Here is an 18,034-nt window from a genome sequence, read left to right on the forward strand (position 1 = left end):
ATTCGCTTAGTCTCGAATCGTGAAGCTACCGGTTGTGATATCAGGGTTCCCCTGGAACTGGATGAAGGCGACAGCCGCACCGGCACCTGCTCCATCGGCATTGTAGAACAACTGATTGGAAGCAGAGCTGTAGATAATGACAGCACCCAGGGTATTAATCCCCGCTTCATCCGTGACGGAAGCAAACTCTGTTTCACCCAGGATGCCTGGGTCGTCTCCTCCAATGATGGCTCGGAAGGTCGTTTTATCGAGCACAATCGTATCTACAGTTTGCTGGAAGTCAGTAATCACGTTCAGCCCTACGTCAGCGGCCTGGAACAGGCGCTGAGAGTCGAACACGAATTGGTCGTTTCCAATGCCACCTGTCAGGGTATCGTTGCCGACACCACCATTGATAACATCATTGCCCTGACCGCCATTCATGGTGTCATTGCCGTCATTGGCACCAATTTGCGTACCAGTGTTCGCTTCCCCAAGCAATGTATCATCGCCATTGCCGCCAAGCAGTGTATCATCCGCTCCAAGGCCCCTCAAGAGGTTGGCTCCAGCGTTTCCAGTGATGCTATTGGCAGAGGCATTACCTGTCCCATCAATCGCATTGCTTCCTGCCAAAGTCAGGTTCTCGATGTTCGTTAGCAGAGGAGTAGACAGGTCGTAGGACAAGGTAGAAACAATCTCATCACTAGTACCTGTTCCGAGTTCCAGAATCGTGTCGGCAGCGTTATCGATGTAGTAAGTATCGTTGCCGTCTCCACCGACCATTTCATCGTTTCCGATCCCACCATCCAGCAGGTTATTGCCACTATTACCTTCAATGCGGTTGTTTTCCCCATTACCGATTCCCGTGAAGTTGCCTGTACCAATCAGCACCAGGTTTTCCAGGTTGGCCCTGAGGGTGTAGCTACCGAGCGATCGCACGGTGTCAGTTCCAGCGCTAGCGACTTCATTGATACTGTCTTCGTTGTTGCCGCTAATAATATAGGTGTCATTGCCCTGCCCACCTTCTAGCGTATCCCGACCATCAGGGGCTCCGGTGGTTTCATTGACTCCCCCATCCAGAATGTTGCTGCCAGCATTGCCGATGATGTAGTTGTTGAGGCTATTCCCTCGGCCTGTTAGCGCCTCACTACCAGTTATCCCTGTCAGAGTAAGGTTTTCCAGGTTATCCCCTAAGGTGAAGGAGCGGGATGAAATGACCTGATCTGTGCCTGCATTAAGCAGTTCAGTTAGGGTTTCATCATCGCCATCAACAAAATAGGTATCGTTGCCCAGGCCACCCTCCATCACGTCATCCCCGGTACCGCCGTCCAGAAGGTCATTGCCACCGTTGCCTTTGAGGGTATCAACCCCTCCAAGACCTAATAGGACGTTGTTGCCATTGTTGCCAATGATGGTGTTGAGTCGGTTATTTCCAGTACCGTTCAGGGCTTCGGTACCGGTGGCCCCTGTCAGCGTCAAGTTCTCAACGAAGTCTGACAGAGTGTAGGTGACACTGGAGATGACATCATCTACGCCACCCGTGCTCAACTCCTCAATCTTGTCGGCAGCATCGTCCACTACGTAGGTGTCGTTGGCGGCTCCGCCGCGCAAAGTATCAATGCCAGCACCACCATCCAACCGGTTTGTACCTGCGTTACCCACGATAAGGTTGGCCAGACCATTACCAGTACCGTTGATATTGAGGTTGGGAGCGTCTTCAACCAGAATCAGGTTTTCCAGGTTGTTGCCCAGGGTATAGGTCGCGCTAGAGCGAACTTCATCCAGGCCACCACCAATTGCCTCTGTAATTTGCTCAGCCGTATTATCCACGATGAACGTATCGTTACCGCTGCCCCCCGTGAAGACGTCCTGGCCGGCACCTCCATTGAGGAAGTCGTCGCCATCCCCTCCGCCCAGTACGTTGATGCCCTCATTCCCGAGAATGGTATTGTTCAGGTTGTTACCGTTACCGTTGATATTCCCGGCGTTCAGCTCCAATACCAGGTTTTCCAGGTTAGCTCCCAGGGTGAAGGTAACTCGAGAATTGACGGTATCAGTGCCCTGATTGGCTACTTCTTCAATCAGGTCATTTAAGTCAACAATGATGTAAGTGTCATCACCACCACCACCACGCAGGGTGTCGTTACCAGCTGCACCATCAATACGATTGTTCAGGCTGTTTCCGGTAATAACGTTGGCTAAGGTGTTACCTGTGGCATTGAGGGCAGTAGGCTCTCCTTCAAGTAGGGTGAGGTTTTCAACGTTATTGCCGCTGGTACTGAGGTCGAACGTGATAGCGGAACGAATCAGATCAATACCAGCGTTAGCCGCTTCTACAATCTGGTCACCTGCTTCACTGACCACATAGGTGTCATTGCCAAGACCACCTTCCAGGCTGTCAACCCCATCACCACCATCCAGTAAGTTGTTGCCTGCGTTACCCAGAATGGTGTTGCTGAAGCCGTTACCGATGCCATCGATATTAACGGCTCCTCCCAACAACCGGAGGGTTTCAATTTCACTGTCATCGGCCAGGGCGTAGGAGACGGTGGTATTAACCACGTCATTGCCCTCACCGGGGTTATCAGTGACAACATCGGCAGAGTCATCGACGGTGTAGGTGTCATTGCCAATGCCACCAATCATCGTGTCAATCCCGGCACCGCCGTCCAGGGTGTCATTGCCACCCCGACCTTCCATGCGGTTGTTACCCTCGTTCCCCAGAATGACGTTATCAACCGCGTTACCAATGCCGTTGATATCTCCCGCTCCAGCAATCAGGGTCAGGTTTTCGATGTTGTTCCCCAGAGTCAGGGTTGCAGCACTGGATTGAACGGTGTCAATGCCATCATCAGTATCTGCTTCTGATACCACATCCCCACTGGCGTTGACGACATAGGTGTCATTGCCCAAGCCGCCGCTCATGGTGTCGTTGCCAATGCCGCCGTCTAAGGAGTCATTGCCTGCGTTGCCAATAATGGTGTCATTACCACCCCGCCCTTCCAATATGTTGTTTTGAGCGTTGCCTGTAATAACGTTGTTGGCGTCGTTGCCAATTCCTCGGATAGCGTTGCCCAGGAGAGTCAGGTTATCGATGCCGTTGAAGGCTGGACCACTGAGATCGATATCAGTGAAAGACTCGACCAAATCACCTGTGCTGGCTCCAGTTTCCTCAATCACATCGAGAGGACTGTCGATCACGTAGGTGTCGTTGCCCTCGCCCCCAATCAGGGTGTCGTTGCCTGCACCCCCAACCAGGCTGTCAGCACCTGCGCCTCCCTCCAGGCGATCGTTCCCAGCCAAGCCATCGAGAACGTTGTTGGCAGCGTTGCCCAGAATAATATTGCCGAGAGCGTTGCCGGTGCCGTTAGCCGCGCTACCTGCCAGGGTCAGATTTTCGATAGCCTGACGACCTGTAACATTAAGGCTAAAGCTAACCTGGCTAACGACCAGATCGGTACCGCCGTTGTCCGCTTCGCTGACAACGTCGCCAGCTACATCGACCAGGAAGGTATCATCTCCCGCTCCCCCGGTCATGGTGTCAGCACCGATGCCCCCGTCGAGGAGGTCATTCCCGCCTGCACCTGTGAGGGTATCGGCTCCACCCAAACCTCGCAGCTCATTATTGGCGTCGTTGCCAATGATGGTGTTGTCGAGGGTATTCCCGGTACCGCTGATGGCGGCGTTGCCCGTTAGAGTCAGGTTTTCAAAGTTGGTGCCCAACTCCCAGTTCACGGCAGATTGCACCAGATCAATGCCGCCGGTGGCATTGGCTTCAACCACAACATCGGATTCGATGTTAACGACATAGGTGTCGTTGCCATCACCGCCGACCATGGTGTCGCTGCCTTCGCCACCGTCTAAACTATCGGCACCACCACCCCCTTCAAGGGTGTCATTTCCGAGCAGACCGCGCAGGACGTTGGCTTCAGAGTTGCCACGAATCACGTTATCCAATTCGTTGCCCGTCCCGTTGATGGGGCCGGAACCCTCCAGCAGGATCAGATTTTCCAGGTTGTTGCCCAGGGTGTAGGTGAAGCTAGACTCGACGGTATCGGTACCGGCTCCGACGTCTTCTGTGACGACATCTCCGGTTCCGACGACATAAGTGTCGTTGCCTGCACCCCCCAGTAGGGTATCAGCGGCTCCATCTCCGGCTCCACCGATGAGGCGATCGTTGCCTTCTCGACCTTCCAGGCGATCGCTTCCCCCTTGACCATCCAGCACGTTATTCTGGTCGTTGCCCAAAATAGTGTTGGCGTTGGCATTTCCTGTACCGTTGGTGGCATTGCCTGTCAGCGTCAGGTTGTCCAACCCTGTGCGGTTGTTGCCGCTCATGTCAAAGTTAACGGAGGACACAACCAGGTCAATGCCTGTGTTGGCCGTCACCTCGATGACGTCGTCGCCTACATCATCAATCAGGTAAGTATCATTGCCGTTACCGCCGCTGAGGGTGTCGGCTCCAAGGCCTCCGTCGAGGCTATCGTTGCCGTTGCTGCCACTGAGGGTGTCATTGCCCTCGCCCCCGTCCAGGGTATCGTTTCCGTCGCCTCCTTCCAGGAAGTCATTGCCGGCCAGGCCCTGCAAATTGTTGTTGTTGCTATTGCCCAGAATAATGTTGTCACTGGCGTTACCAATCCCAGTGATGGCGGCCCCTTCCTGTAGGCTCAGATTTTCCAAATTAGCTGTGAGGGTATAGCTCAACAGAGCCGACTCAACGGTGTCGATCCCGCTTGCATCGTCGGCTTCGTCAACGACATCACCCGCTTCGGTGACGCTGTAGGTGTCATTGCCGTCGCCACCCACCATGGTATCTGTGCCCGCACCCCCGATCAGGCGATCGTCTCCGGCTCCACCTTCCAGGCGATCGTTGCCATCTAGACCCCGCAGCTCGTTGTTGAGGTTGTTACCAAGAATGATGTTGTTGGCCGCGTTACCAGTCCCCGTGGTAGCGGGGCCAATCAGAGTGAGGTTTTCCAGGGTGGCCGCGAGCGTGTAGTTGAAATTCGCTTCAACGGTGTCAATGCCACCGTTGGCCGCTTCAACGATGACGTCGGTGCTGTCGACGACAACGAACGTATCGTTTCCGGCACCGCCCACGAGGCTGTCAGTTCCAAGACCACCGATGAGGCGATCGCTCCCGGCTCCCCCCTCCAGAGTGTCATTTCCGGCGCCGCCATTCAGGATGTTGTCCAGCGCATTGCCCACAATCCGGTTATTGTTAGCGTTGCCTGTACCCTCAGTGGCTGCACCTGTGAGGATTAAGTTTTCGACATTGGTGAAGGCGGGCTGGCTCAGGTCAAAGTTAAAGGCGGCTTCGATGGTATCGCCTGTACTGGTTCCTGTTTCATTGACCGTATCCTCGGAGTCAACAAGAACGTAGGTATCATCGCCTTCGCCGCCATCGAGGATATCGGTACCCTCTCCTCCTATCAGGCGATCGTTCCCGAGTCCTCCCGAGATGGTGTCATTTCCGGCACCACCATTCAGAACGTTATTGCCATTATTGCCCAGGATTGTGTTGGCAACCTCGTTGCCCGTACCGTTGATGTTCCCGGTTCCTTCCAGGGTGAGGTTTTCCAGGTTGGCTCCCAGGGTGTAATCCTGAGCTGAAGAGCGAACCAGATCGACCCCTCCGCCTGCCAACTCTGTAATAACATCGTTAGTGCTGTCGATGACAAAGGTGTCGTTCCCTTCGCCGCCGATCAACGTGTCGACACCCCCACCACCGTTGAGGACGTTATTTCCTTCATTCCCGGTGATGACATTATTAGAGGTATTTCCAACCCCGTTGATGTTGCCGGCCTCTGCGACCAGAGTAAGGTTTTCTAAGTTAGGGCTGAGGGTAAAGGAGCCAGTAGCAAAAACGACATCCAGGCCTTCGCTGGCATTTTCTGTGATCGTGTCACCAGCGGTTACAAAGTAGGTATCATTGCCTGCACCACCGGTGAGCTGGTTGGTGCCTGCTTCACCGTTGAGCTGATCATCCCCTGTGCCGCCGAGAAGGGTATCATTGCCCAGGCCGCCCGTGATGATGTCGTTGCCTGCACGACCATCCAGGATGTTGTTGCCATCATTGCCAATAATTCGGTTGGCAACGTCACTTCCTGTTCCATTAATATTGGCGGTGCCCGTCAGGGTCAGGTTTTCAATGTTGTTACCAATGGTGAAAGTGCCGCTTGTTCCGGTGAAGGTTACCACCACCGAATCGATGCCACTACCTGGGGCTTCTACTGCGCTGTCACCAACATTGTCAAATAGATACGAATCGTTGCCGGCACCCCCCTGCATGGTATCGGCCCCGGCTCCACCATCCAGGGTGTCATTACCTGCTCCACCAAAGAGGTTATTGCTGCCTGAATTTCCTGTGATCTGGTTAGCGAGGTCGTTTCCTGTGCCGCTGATGTTGCCAGTACCGGTCAATGTCAAGTTTTCAACTTGCTGGCCGTTGGTGCTCAGGTTGAAGGTGACGCTGGAATTAACCAGATCAACTCCTTGTCCAGCCAGCTCGATCACGACATCGGTGGTGTCTTGGACGTTAAAGGTATCATCGCCCAGGCCCCCTTGCAGGGTATCGGTACCCGTGCCACCGATGAGCGAATCGTTTCCGGCTCCCCCAAAAATGGAATCGTTCCCGGCGGCCCCATCCAGAATATTGTTGCCCTCGTTGCCGAGGATGGTGTTGGCAAGATTGTTTCCTGTACCGCTGATATTGTCGGTACCCGTCAGAGTCAGGCTTTCAATGTTGTTAGCGATGGTGTAGGAAATATTGCTGCTGACCGTATCGACACCGCCGCCTACATCCTCTGTAACGACATCTCCGGCTTCTGTAACGACATAGGAATCGTTGCCCAAGCCACCCACCAGGGTATCCTCGCCTGTCCCGCCATTTAAGGTATCGTTACCTGCCCCACCAATCAGACTATCGTTACCCTCCAGGCCGAACAGGTTGTTGTTGCCACTATTGCCTGTAATGATGTTGTTAAGGTCGTTCCCGCTACCGGCATTGTTCGCGGTGCCAGTCAGAGTGAGGTTTTCGACGTTGCCCGCCAGAGAATACGACAGTAACGAGGTCAGTACGGTATCAACGCCTTCCCCACCGCTTTCCAGTACCACATCCTGGAGGCTATCCAGAATATATGAATCATTGCCGCCGCCGCCACTCAGGGTGTCGTTGCCACTTCCCCCATCGAGGGCATCGTTGCCATCTTCTCCAAATAAAGCGTTGTTACCATCGTTGCCTATGATGGTATTCGCCAGGGCATTACCGGTTCCAGTGAAGTTGCCGGTGCCTAACAGGATAAGATTTTCGACATTATCGCCAAGAGTGTAGCTAAATGCAGCCCGCACCAGATCGACGCCATTATCTGCAGCTTCTACAACAATGTCGTTAACAGTATCCAGAATGAAGGTATCGTTGCCGTCTCCCCCAACGAGAGAATCGATACCAGTGCCTCCGTTCAGGCTGTCATTACCATCACCACCATCCAGGGTATCGTTGCCCTCGCCGCCAACCAGGACGTCATTCCCTCCCAATCCACTCAGGCTATTGGCTCCGCTGTTGCCAGTAATGGTATTTGCAGTGTCGCTGCCTGTCACTACCAGGTTGCTGACCCCAAGTAGGGTAATGGTTTCCACCTCAGCGGTGACAGAAAGGGTATAGGAAACGGAGGTTTGCAGTGTGTCCGTGCCGCCATTGGCGACCTCGACGATAGTATCGCCCGCACTGTTGACGATATAAAGGTCGTTTCCTGCCCCCCCGGCCATCTGGTCGTCGCCAAGATTGCCGTTCAAGGTGTCATTGCCCGCATCACCTGCCAGCACATCATTCCCGCTGCCACCATCCAGGGAATCGTTGCCAAGGCCACCCTGCAAAGTATCGGCTCCGATACCTCCAACTAGGCGATCGCGGCCATCACCCCCAGAGAGATTATCATTACCGGCGCCCCCTGTAAGGATGTTGTTGCCAGCATTGCCGAAAATAATGTTGTTGAGGCTGTTCCCCGTTCCGTTGATGTTGGCTGTTCCCAACAGAGTTAAATTTTCAAAGTTGTTGCGTAGGGTATAGGAGATGCTGGCGCGCACCATGTCAACACCTGCGTTGGCGTTTTCAGTGACGACATCCCCAGCGTTGTCCACTACATAGGTATCATTTCCGACACCCCCTAACATGGTATCGGCACCACCGCCTCCATCCAGTAGATCGTTGCCCCGATCATCAACCAGGCGATCGCTCCCCAACAACCCAAAAATCAGGTCATTGGCAGTAGTTCCCTGGAGATTGTTGTTTCCGGATGTACCTCTGATCGTCGCCATGACAAATTAACCCCTCAAGACAGATCTGACTGGATAGTGTTTGGAAGATTTAATTAGTAGCAGAGAAATAATGCTTGGGCTGGACACTTCCCTATTGCATAGTGATGACTTTAGTAAGAGTTTCCCTGACGGTCAGGATCACCCCATTAAACATGAGATTTTGGGTTTCGGAGCAGTTTTTTATGAACTTCTTGTCCGCTTTTAGGGACTGAATTCCTGCCCCAGAGAAACAAACATACGTCTTTGAGAAACATGGCGTAATGCTGACTACAGCCAATATAGGGAGCCACACAATGGGCTAAAACTAGGGTTGTTTAATTGCATCTTCTAGAGCAATAGGAGGAAACGTCAGCAACGATTTATTGAATTGTGATTGACATTCTTTACTATGCAAACTTTTCTGAATTGAGCAGACAGCTTGCATTCTCCCACCCTAATGTTTGGGGTTAGCGTACCCAAATGCTCTAGAAAAATTACAGGTTTAAAGATTTATCTTGAAAATGATGGCTTAACCGACCTGAAGCATTGCTAAAACCCTTCAAGGACAATTACGTTAGGTTTAAACCCTCTTTATTTTGACGTACAAAACCCATTTTCAACGAAAGACTCTGTAAAACAAAAAATTTGCGATTTCTTTATTTTCCTACCTACGTATACTCAAACCTTGTACCCTAGCAAACCTAAACTCAAACTCTTATTTTGCTGTCCTAAAGCGATGCAGAATGAGGGTTTGGATTTTAGTTCATACAGGTATATGAATTACGTACTTCCCCAGAACTCCAAGCAAAAATCGTGAATTTTGCGCTAAAACGGGAGAAAAATCACAATTTTTGATGCTACTGAAAGCTGAAGTAACCTAATCTTGCACTTCTCCAAACCAGCATCTAGAAACCCACTTTGAACAGCGTGGGTGTAGTCCACTTCACCCTTCAAAAATTATGTGGGATTCCTGCGTTGGGTAGGACGGAAGAAGGATAGGCCAGAAGAAGGAGAAAGTAGTGTGGTGTACGGTTCGTTGCTCCTAGCGCAGCAAAACCGTGCGTGGTTCTAGTAACGATGCTTAACTAAGGCTCCGTAAAAACCGAGGTGTGCGTAATTTTGCATTCAGTATCTTTAAAAATAGAGCCCCCCTTCTGTCACCGAATGCAACGGCAAAAGGGGGGCTGAGTTCTAGGGCTTGCTTTAAAGCCCTCTGGAAAGGTTTTTTCGTGTACTTGGCGTACGGAAAAGACAGCTAAAACAGACCCTAGTGCATAGTTATCTTCAGTTCATATTTAGGCTTCAATGCGAGCAGGCAGCACTAAATCTGCAGGGACAACTCCCGGAGAACCTGAGAAGACAAGACCCCGCTGCATATCCAGAGTCAAGAGGGTACCATCGCGAATGACTTCAGTGGCATTCTTAAAGCCGACAATGACTGGAACACCCAGTCGTAACCCGATGACGGCTGCATGGCTCGTTAGGCTATCGTCCTCCGTGACGATGCCTGAGGCTTTCCGAATGGCTTCTACATAGTCAGCGCTAGTGTTGGATACCACTAAAATTTCGCCGGGGTTGAAGTTGCTGACTTCCTTGCTGCTACGGGCTACACGAGCACGGCCACTGACAGAACCCTGACCGATGCCGATGCCCTTGCCCAGTACGGCAGTAACCACATCAACTTTAATCAGGTCAGTAGAACCTGCCACACCTTGCAGGGTTCCGGCAGTCATCACCACCAGCTCTCCTTCAAAGAGGAGTTGTTTCTCTTGGGCCACGTTAAGAGCAGCCTGGAAGGTTTGCCCCGTAGACGGCAGGTCTAGCACCAACAATGGGCGCACCCCCCATACCAGTTGTAACTGGCGAGCCACATCAACGTGAGGCGTAATCGCCAGGATTGGGGTGCGGGGGCGGAATTTTGATACGTTGCGAGCCGTTGCCCCGGTTTTTGTGAGGGTCATGATAGCTGCGGCCCGAAGCTGCTCGGCAATATTCCCTACAGCCTGACTAATAGCATTGGGAATGGAATGACTGGAGGTGTTGTCATTTAAGTTGCGAGCCAGGCTCTGCTCTTGCTCGATACGCACAGCAATGCGGGCCATGGTTTCGACAGCCTGCACGGGGTATTGACCCACGGCAGTTTCGTTAGAAAGCATGACTGCATCCGTGCCATCCAGGATGGCGTTGGCTACATCGGAAATTTCGGCACGGGTAGGACGAGCATTGCTCACCATGCTGTCGAGCATTTGGGTGGCAGTAATGACTGGGATGCCTAAACGGTTGGCGGTGCGAATCAGTCGCTTTTGAAGAATGGGTACATCCTCCGCGGGCAGCTCAACCCCCAGGTCTCCCCGAGCAACCATGACACCGTCACAGATGGAGAGCACCGCTTCCATTTGTTCGATCGCCTCGTGTTTCTCAATCTTGGCGATCACCGGTACATTTTTTCCGGCGCTGGAGATCAGTTCTTTGACTTCCAGTACATCCTGCGGATTACGAACAAAGCTCAGGGCAACCCAATCGACTCCCTGATCCAGACCGAACATTAAATCGGTCTTATCCTTGTCAGTCAGGGCTTTGATGGAGAGGTAGACGCCAGGAAAATTGACTCCTTTGTTGTTGGAGAGTACACCACCAACCGTTACCCGGCAGTGCAGCTCTCGTTTAACGGGGTCTACCTTTTCGACCCGCATTTCGACCCGACCATCATCTAACAGAATGATGGCACCTTCGGGGACTTCATCAGCTAGGGGGTCGTAGGTGACACAGCTGATCTCCTGAGTACCCGGACAGAGATTGCTGGTGAGAATGTAGGGATCACCCTTTTGTAGAGTGATAGGGCCATCCTGAAACTTACCCAGACGAATCTTTGGGCCTTGCAGGTCTTGCAGGATGCCGACCGGCTGATTCAGTTCAAAGGAAATCTGGCGGATCAGGCGAATATTGCGCTGGTGATCCTCATGAGTACCGTGGGAAAAGTTGAGGCGAAGAGTCGTTGCGCCCGCCAGAATCAGACTTCGCAGAACTTCTGGGCTGCTGGTGGCCGGGCCGATGGTCGCTACAATTTTGGTACGTCGCAGAGAGTGATGAAAAGACATGGGATTCCAGAAGTCTATGGCGAGTGGGTTGGAGAAGAATCCAAACCCGGTTTAGTTCGTTATGCAGAAGGACGCCCAGGAGTCCTAAAAATTTTAGCTAGATATAAGAATTGGAAAAAAGAGATTAGAAAAGAGTGGATACGGTTGTACCATCATCCATTAGTAAGAATTCCCGTGAGCAACAGGGATAGTACCATGTTTGGTTGCCCTGTTTAGCAGCACTCGCTGGGATCTGCCTGGTTCTAGGCCAAGTCTGTTTCGGCAATCCGAATCATACCCCGGCTCTAGGGGTGGGATTCTTCAATTGTTTGATGAGTATATCGGAGTTGAGACTCGCTACCATCAGAAGGTGGGAGGGTTTCTCCTCTGTCATCGCTTTTATCCATTCTTTTTTGGCATTGATGCCTGAGCTGCCTGTGACGTCATCCTCTAAAGCTGTGCCTTTACTGAAGGATCCCGATCGCCTTTCAGCGCGCCTGAAGGAGATTCCCCAGGAACCTGGGGTCTATATGATGCGGGACGGGTCCGACAATATTCTCTACATTGGCAAGTCACGGAGTTTGCGATCGCGCGTTCGCTCCTACTTCCGTCAGGACCAAAACCGGGAACCTCGGATTGCCCTGATGGCCATGCAGGTAGTCGAGATCGAATTTATCGTGACCGACACCGAAGCAGAAGCGCTGGTGCTAGAGTCCAACCTGATTAAAACGCACCAACCCCACTTCAATATTCTGCTGAAGGATGATAAGAAGTACCCGTTCCTCTGCATTACGTGGAGTGAGGACTATCCGCGAATTTTTATTACCCGGAAGCGATCGCTGGGAAAGACGCGCGATCGCTACTACGGCCCTTACGTTGATGTGGGAGCCCTACGCCGCACCCTCGGTATTGTGAAGCGGGTGTTTCCTCTACGACAGCGACCTCAACCTCTTTTCAAAGATCGTCCCTGTCTGAACTACGACATGGGCCGTTGCCCTGGTGTTTGCCAAAAAATTATCTCGCCGGAAGAATACCACAAGATCATGCAGAAAGTAGCGATGATCTTTCAGGGGCGAACCCAAGAATTGGAGGAGGCTCTGAAGACGCAGATGGAGAAAGCGTCGGAAGACTTGAACTTTGAGTTAGCGGCCCGGCTGAGGGATCAAATTCGGGCTCTGCAAACGTTAGGTTCGGATCAGAAGGTGTCGCTGACGGATGATACGGTATCGCGAGATGCGATCGCCCTCATGGCCGACGAGCATCACGCCTGCATCCAACTCTTTCAAATGCGAGCGGGTCGCCTGGTGGGACGACTGGGATTTGTGGCCGATGCTCAATCTGGAACTCCTGGGGCAATTTTGCAACGGGTACTGGAGGATCACTACGCAACGGTAGACGACGTAGAAATTCCCGGCGAAATTCTTAGCCAGCATGAACTGCCCGATACCGAGATGCTCGCAGCAGCCCTATCGGAGCGACGGAAGCGGAAGGTTTCGATTGATGTACCCCAGCGCCAGAGTAAAGCCGACCTGATCGAAATGGTGGAGCGCAACGCCGGATACGAACTGGCTCGTACCCAGCGCTTCACCGAGCGCAACAATCAGGCCATGCTGGATCTGGCAGAACTGCTCGACCTTCCCGACCTCCCCCACCGCATCGAAGGCTACGATATTTCTCACATTCAGGGGTCTGATGCGGTCGGCTCTCAGGTGGTGTTTGTAGATGGTCTGCCTGCCAAACAGCACTACCGCCACTACAAAATCAAAAATCCCACAGTGCAGACCGGCCACTCCGATGACTTTGCCAGCCTTGCTGAAGTGATTCAACGCCGCTTCCGCAAGTACCGCCGAGATGCCGATACGGCTGCACCCAGTTTGGGAGATGCGCGATCGCCCTCCAAAGAAACCCCCTCCGTCCTCACCGGACGCGGTGACGACTTCCCCGACGTGGTCATGATTGACGGGGGTAAAGGCCAGCTCTCTGCCGTAGTGGAAGCACTGCGGGAAATGAATCTACTGGAAGAAGTGCGGGTGATTAGCTTGGCCAAGCAACGGGAAGAAGTTTTCTTACCGGGTGAATCCAAACCGCTCAACACAGATCCCGAGCAACCGGGTGTGCAGCTCTTGCGGCGTTTGCGAGATGAAGCCCACCGCTTTGCTGTGAGTTTCCACCGGCAGAAGAGGAGCGATCGCATGCGCCGTTCCCGCCTGGAGGACATCCCTGGTCTTGGCCTGCATCGCCAAAAACTCCTCCTCGGCCACTTCCGCTCCATCGACTACCTACGGGAAGCAACTCCCAAACAAATCGAAGCAGTCCCTGGCATTGGCCCCAAAATGGCCCAGCAAATTTACGACTACTTCCACCCAAACCGCGAAGCCGCCTTACAGGAGATTGAGGAGGGAGTGGTGTCGGAGATGGGGAATTAGGAGCAAGGGAGAAGGTGTGCGGTGTGGGAAGTACACCACACCACACCAATGGGTAAGCCCTGAACTTCGTATAATGAGAGCAGAAGAAACAAAACGTTACAAGCCCAGGCTATCCATGGAAAAAATCCAAAAAACTGAAGCTGAGTGGAAGCAGCAGCTCACTGATCAGCAATTTTATGTAACTCGGAAAAAAGGCACTGAGCGGGCTTTTACCGGGGAGTATCATGCAAACAAAGCGTCCGGCACCTACAAGTGCATCTGTTGCGGCACCCCCCTCTTTAGCTCCGAGACCAAGTATGAGTCCGGTACAGGCTGGCCGAGCTTCTGGGCACCGATTGACCCTGAAAACGTGGCTCTGGAAGAAGACCGTACTCTTTTTATGCGACGAACTGAAGTGCTTTGTGCAGCCTGTGATGCTCACCTGGGTCATGTGTTTCCCGATGGTCCTCGTCCAACAGGACAACGGTATTGCATGAACTCTGCGGCTTTAAAGTTTGAGCCGGAAGAAACAGCCGAGTCTTAATTCTTTAAAAGTTCTGATGAACAAAGAGAGCGTGGAGCTAAGTTCCACGCTCTCTTTGTTCATCAGAACTTTGCATGACCGCTTTTTAAGGGTGTGAACGTTAACCGGTGAAGTCGCCTAACAATTCATGCAGGCCATCTGAGCGCGTATCGCTCAGAATTAGGAAGGTTATTTTTTGAAAAGCTACGCTCCGCGCGGCTTTTCAAAAAATAACCTTCCTAACCTTACGTAACCTCAGTTCGGGATAAGCTGCAGTGCTTATTTTGGCGTGCGCAAAGCGCACGCCAAAATAAGCATTTTCAAGTGCCGCACAACGCCCGGCACTCGAAAATGGCCTTAACCCGAACTCAGGTTACGTAAGACCGTACTTTATGACGGAAAGCAACTGTTTGGTGGTATAGGGTGCGAATCACCACACACCACCAAATATGGGCGAACTTAAACTGTCGAGCTCGCTAGGGTGCGCCAGTTAAGGCGGGCCGAAGGGGTCGAAGGGCGTGGGGCGCACGGGTTCCAGAGGGGACGTATCATTAGGGGCGATCGCTTCTCCTTCATCTCCTTCCGGTGCCTCATCTGATGACGGCACATCAAAGGGAGGGTTTTCTTGCAATTCTGGCTCTGCCACGTCTTCGGAGGGAGGAGTTTCTGCGGGTGGCTCGGAGTCGGTTGAAGGTCGTGTTAACGCTGTCAATTGCTCATTGAAATAGCGGACACGGCCGGGGTAACGCATTTGTTCTGCAAGACGCAGGGCTTGCTGGTAGCTGCTAATGGCCCGCCCTGTTTGCCCCTGTTCCTGGTAAATCCGCCCCATTTGGCTAAAGACTTCCATAATGCCCAGGCGATCGTAAGACTCTAGCTGCACAGACTGCAATAGTTGGTAAACCACTAGAGCATCATCAGGGCGGTTGAGATCCTCATACAGGCCAGCCAACTGTTCTAAGGCATCGCTGGCATAGCCGTATTGCTGCTGGGCCAAAGCGGCTGCATAGGCTGACTGGTAGTGATTTGCGGCTTGTGCTGGCTGCTGCGATTGACGATAGCTATTGCCCAGGGCAATTTGCAACTCTGGTAGTTTGAGGGGGTCGGTCTCCCTATACCACTCCACCAGTTGCGACAGGATGCCAATGGCCTGCTCGTACTGTCTCCCCTGTTGGTAGGCGTAGGCTAACTGCGTCAAGATATCTTCTTCACGAGCGCGATCGCCCCGTTGCCGTGCCCGCTGCAATAGCTCCTCATAGACTTGAGCGGCTTCTGCATAGTAAAACCAGCCCAGGTGTAAATCGGCCAATGACATAAGCGTGGACTCTTCTACCGCTGTGTCTCCACTGGCCCGTGCCTGATCCAAAATCTGGTCGTAGAGACGCACGGCTGCACTGTAATTGCGAAGAGTACGGTAGCTATCTGCGATGGAAAGCAGCAGCGTGAAGTTGAGGGGTTGTTGCAGTTGTAAATCTGCTTCAATTTCTTCCAGCCGAGCCGTAATCAGTCGTACCGCTTGGTTCTCGCTTTCCGACCAGGCGTACTCACCCACCCGCCCCAGGGCTGGCACTTCTTCCTGATAGCCCAAAACTCGCCGCAAGCGCAGTTCTCGGTACCAAATTTCAAAAGCTTGACGTTTGTTACCTGCAGCCAGCTGGGCCTGAGCCTCCAGGTTGAGGCGATTCAGTGCTTGTCGTAGGAAGTAAATTTCTAGCGGGCTAAAGGGGCGATCGACTACGGGTTGCGGCAGCAGTGGATCCGGCTCAGTTAATTCCAAGGGATTGGGAGGAAACTCTTCAGCCTCCTCTTGAGCCAGAGCAGGTTTGACAAGTCCAGTCATGGTTAGCACGACTAACCCCATCAGCATCAGCGTTAGACGGGACGCCCGATGAGCCTGTCCCCAAGGGAATAATGCCCATCGTTGCTTGGCTCTGGCTTTTTGCTCCTGCATCCGCATCATGGTGTTGTCTCTTGTGTGATCCATACCCGTTAGGCCGCCTCAAAGCGTTTGGGTGCCATCAAAGGGAACGTAAGATGGCTCCCGTTTGACTAAGCCCGACTGCTGCTTGAGCTGTTCAATCCTATCCCTCAACAGCCTACAGCAGAACCCTGCCCCTGTTTTCAGGACGTAGAATTCCCCTCCGGGTGTTTCCATTCCAGTCATATCTTCTGTTCAAATGCGCTGTAGTAAAGAAAATGAGCTGTGCTCAGGATGCTGCCTAGCAATTCTCATTTTGGGCTTCAAAACCGAGAGTTCGCGCCCGACGGGCGCGAACTCTCGGCTTTGAAGTTTGAAAATAGCCTGCCGAAGGCAGGCTACTTTCAAACTTCAATTCAAAATGAGAATTGCTGGATGGTGCCCTTTCTACTGGAGTTGGGGTTCGAACCGCTATAGAATGCTTTGGTTTCAGCAAATGGAGTCGATGCCGTGAAGGTTTTGGTGGTAGGCAATGGTGGACGGGAGCATGCATTAGCCTGGGGGTTACTGCGATCGCCCCAAGTCACGGAAGTTATCTGCGCCCCTGGCAACGGTGGCACAGCGACCCTTGCACGTTGTCGCAATGAACCCATCGGCGTTAGCGATTTTGACGGCATTGCCAACCTGGTGAAAACTGCCGCCATTGACCTGGTTGTTGTCGGGCCAGAGGTTCCTCTGGCAGAAGGCATCACTGATTTCCTCCGAACTCAGAGTGTTGCTGTGTTTGGTCCTTCTCAAGCGGGTGCCCAAATCGAGGCAAGCAAAGCCTGGGCCAAACAACTGATGGAGGAAGCAGGGATTCCAACTGCGACCGCAGCAGTTTTTGAAGAAAAAGAGGGGGCGATCGCCCACCTCCAAACCCACGGCGCTCCTATTGTTGTGAAAGCTGATGGGCTTGCGGCAGGCAAAGGCGTCACCGTAGCGATGACCGTTGAGGAAGCCCAGGCTGCCATTGAATCTGCCTTTGGAGGGCAGTTTGGCGACGCAGGTAACCGGGTTGTATTAGAAGAATTTTTGCAAGGCCAGGAAGCCTCAGTACTGGCTATTACGGATGGGAAAACGATTCGTCCGTTGTTACCCGCGCAGGATCACAAGCAGATCGGGGAAGGGGATACCGGCCCAAACACAGGTGGGATGGGGGTGTATGCTCCGACTCCGGTTGTGGATGATGCGCTGTTGGAGCGGATTCAGCGGGAGGTGCTGGAACCGGCGATCGCTCAACTTCAAAAACGCGGCATTGACTACCGGGGCATTCTCTATGCGGGTCTGATGATTACTCCCAACGGCGACCCAAAAGTGATTGAGTTTAACTGCCGTTTTGGGGATCCAGAAACCCAGGTCGTGCTCCCTCTGCTCGAAACTCCACTGCATGAGCTATTCCTGGCCTGTGTTGAGCAACGCCTGGCAGAATTTCCACCACTGCAATGGAATCCGGGCGCTGCTGCCTGCGTTGTCATAGCGGCCAAAGGCTATCCCGGTAGCTATCCCAAAGGCGACCCCATCACGGGTATTGCAGAGGCAGAAGCCACCGGGGCTGTAGTCTTCCATGCCGGAACTCGGTTGGATGGCGAAACGGTCTTGACGGATGGGGGCCGAGTGTTAGGGGTGACCGCGACAGGGGAGAGTTTTGAGAAGGCGATCGCCCAGGCCTATGCTGCCCTCGAACCCATTCACTTTGACGGTGCCTATTACCGTCGCGATATTGGCCATCGCATCCTAAAGTAGTTCAAGCGAACGGTTTTCGAGCTTTAGAGCCGAGAGTTCGTGCCCATAGTGC

Annotated in this window: 6 protein-coding genes; 3 read left to right on the top strand and 3 right to left on the bottom strand. The window is 52.9% G+C overall.

What is annotated here, in order from left to right:
- Window positions 1–6: 6 nt before the first annotated feature.
- Complete coding sequence (locus H6F91_RS28355; RefSeq protein ID WP_277874409.1) at window positions 7–8,295, bottom strand: hypothetical protein; 8,289 nt, start codon at window positions 8,293–8,295, stop codon at window positions 7–9.
- A gap of 1,274 nt (window positions 8,296–9,569) precedes the next feature.
- On the bottom strand, window positions 9,570–11,372 hold the full coding sequence (gene pyk, locus H6F91_RS19250) for a pyruvate kinase (RefSeq protein ID WP_190771555.1): 1,803 nt from the start codon (window positions 11,370–11,372) through the stop codon (window positions 9,570–9,572).
- Window positions 11,373–11,788: 416 nt separating this feature from the next.
- Here pyk and uvrC point away from each other — a divergent pair, with 416 nt between their 5' ends.
- The gene (uvrC, locus tag H6F91_RS19255) at window positions 11,789–13,777 is read left to right on the top strand and encodes an excinuclease ABC subunit UvrC (protein ID WP_190771554.1); all 1,989 of its coding nucleotides are present in this window, start codon (window positions 11,789–11,791) and stop codon (window positions 13,775–13,777) included.
- A 115-nt stretch (window positions 13,778–13,892) separates the two neighbouring features.
- Complete coding sequence (gene msrB / locus H6F91_RS19260) at window positions 13,893–14,300, top strand: peptide-methionine (R)-S-oxide reductase MsrB (protein WP_190771553.1); 408 nt, start codon at window positions 13,893–13,895, stop codon at window positions 14,298–14,300.
- Window positions 14,301–14,769: 469 nt separating this feature from the next.
- On the opposite strand, the gene H6F91_RS19265 is transcribed toward msrB, so the two are convergent.
- Window positions 14,770–16,263, bottom strand: coding sequence for a tetratricopeptide repeat protein (locus H6F91_RS19265; protein ID WP_190771552.1), 1,494 nt, complete (start codon window positions 16,261–16,263; stop codon window positions 14,770–14,772).
- Between the two features lie 444 nt (window positions 16,264–16,707).
- On the opposite strand from H6F91_RS19265, the gene purD reads away from it, so the two are divergent.
- Window positions 16,708–17,982, top strand: a complete 1,275-nt coding sequence (purD, locus tag H6F91_RS19270; protein ID WP_190771575.1) for a phosphoribosylamine--glycine ligase — start codon at window positions 16,708–16,710, stop codon at window positions 17,980–17,982.
- Window positions 17,983–18,034: the final 52 nt, after the last annotated feature.

Origin of the sequence: Leptolyngbya sp. FACHB-8 (assembly GCF_014695575.1) — a bacterium.
Taxonomy (GTDB): domain Bacteria; phylum Cyanobacteriota; class Cyanobacteriia; order Elainellales; family Elainellaceae; genus Vacuolonema.